At 47.5% G+C, this 1,772-nt stretch carries 1 rRNA gene; it reads right to left on the reverse strand.

The annotated features are described in order from the left end of the window. Nucleotides 1-12: 12 nt before the first annotated feature. A 23S ribosomal RNA gene (locus AC1EJ5_RS09925) occupies nucleotides 13-1,772 on the reverse strand; the annotation flags it as partial.

Raw genomic sequence — 1,772 nt, forward strand, 5'->3', positions numbered from 1 at the left:
CAAACAATATTTCCAGTCAAGATGTAAAGTTTAGTATCCATTAGCTTAATACATTACTGCACTTACACCTTGGACCTATCAAACGTATTTTCTTTACGTACTCTGAGAAATCTTATCTTGAGGTCTGTTTCGTACTTAGATGCTTTCAGTACTTATCGTTTCCACACGTAGCTACCCAGCTATGCAAATGGCTTTACAACTGGTACACCATAGGTGTGTCCATCCCGGTCCTCTCGTACTAGGGACAGATCCTCTCAAATTTCTTACGCCCACGCTGGATAGGGACCGAACTGTCTCACGACGTTCTGAACCCAGCTCGCGTGCCTCTTTAATGGGCGAACAGCCCAACCCTTGGGACCTACTTCAGCCCCAGGATGAGACGAGCCGACATCGAGGTGCCAAACCTCCCCGTCGATGTGGACTCTTGGGGGAGATAAGCCTGTTATCCCCGGGGTAGCTTTTATCCGTTGAGCGATGGCCCTTCCATGCGGTGCCACCGGATCACTAAGTCCGTATTTCTACTCTGCGCAACTTGTAGGTTTTGCAGTTAAGCTCGCTTTTGCCTTTGTACTCTTCGAATGGTTTCCGTCCATTCTGAGCGAACCTTTGAACGCCTCCGTTACTTTTTGGGAGGCGACCGCCCCAGTCAAACTGCCCAACTGACAATGTCCATTGCCCTGATTCAAGGGTCAATGTTAGAACTTTAATATTAGAAAGTTGGTATCCCAAGGGTGACTCTGCACATACTGGCGTACATGCTTCATTGTCTCCCAACTATCCTGTATATCTAATCTCAAAGTCCAATATCAGCCTACAGTAAAGCTCCACGGGGTCTTTCCGTCCTAGCGTGGGTAAGTCGCATCTTCACGACTACTACAATTTCACCGGATCCTTTGTTGAGACAGTGCCCAAATCGTTACACCTTTCGTGCGGGTCGGAACTTACCCGACAAGGAATTTCGCTACCTTAGGACCGTTATAGTTACGGCCGCCGTTTACTGGGGCTTAAGTTCGAGCCTTCGCTTGCGCTAAGCCGTCTCCTTAACCTTCCAGCACCGGGCAGGTGTCAGCTCCTATACTTCATCTTACGATTTTGCAGAAACTTGTGTTTTTGGTAAACAGTCGCTTGGGCCTGGTTTCTGTGGCCATATCGCTATGGCTCCCCTTCTCCCGAAGTTACGGGGACATTTTGCCGAGTTCCTTAACAAAGGTTCTTCCGCGCGTCTTGGTATTCTCTACCTCCCTACCTGTGTCGGTTTCGGGTACGGGCGCTTTGGTCTCGATAGTGACTTTTCTTGGCAATTTGAAATCGGCTACTTCTCTACTTATGTTTTCGATACCTATCAAGCCTCAGCCTTAATAGTGTGCGGATTTGCCTACACACTGGCCTTGACTCTTAGACTAGCATCCATCAGCTAGCTTAGCTTATCCTCTTGCGTCATCACATCTCTAATAGCGACTTTAAGCGGTACAGGAATTTAAACCTGTTGTCCATCGCCTACGCCTTTCGGCCTTGGCTTAGGTCCCGACTTACCCTGAGTGGACGAGCCTTGCTCAGGAATCCTTAGGGTTTCGACGGGAGAGATTCTCACTCTCCTTCTCGCTACTCATGCCAGCATTCTCACTTGTATTAAGTCCACCTTTGCTTTCGCTTCTGCTTCTTCCCTAATACAACGCTCCTCTACCACTGATAGAGAAATTAAATCTAGACATAAAGTTTTTTCTTAGATAATACTTTGATTAACCAGGTTCATACTTTCGTATGCTGTTTTT

The sequence above is a fragment of the Anaerococcus sp. C0059F3 genome, assembly GCF_056590475.1.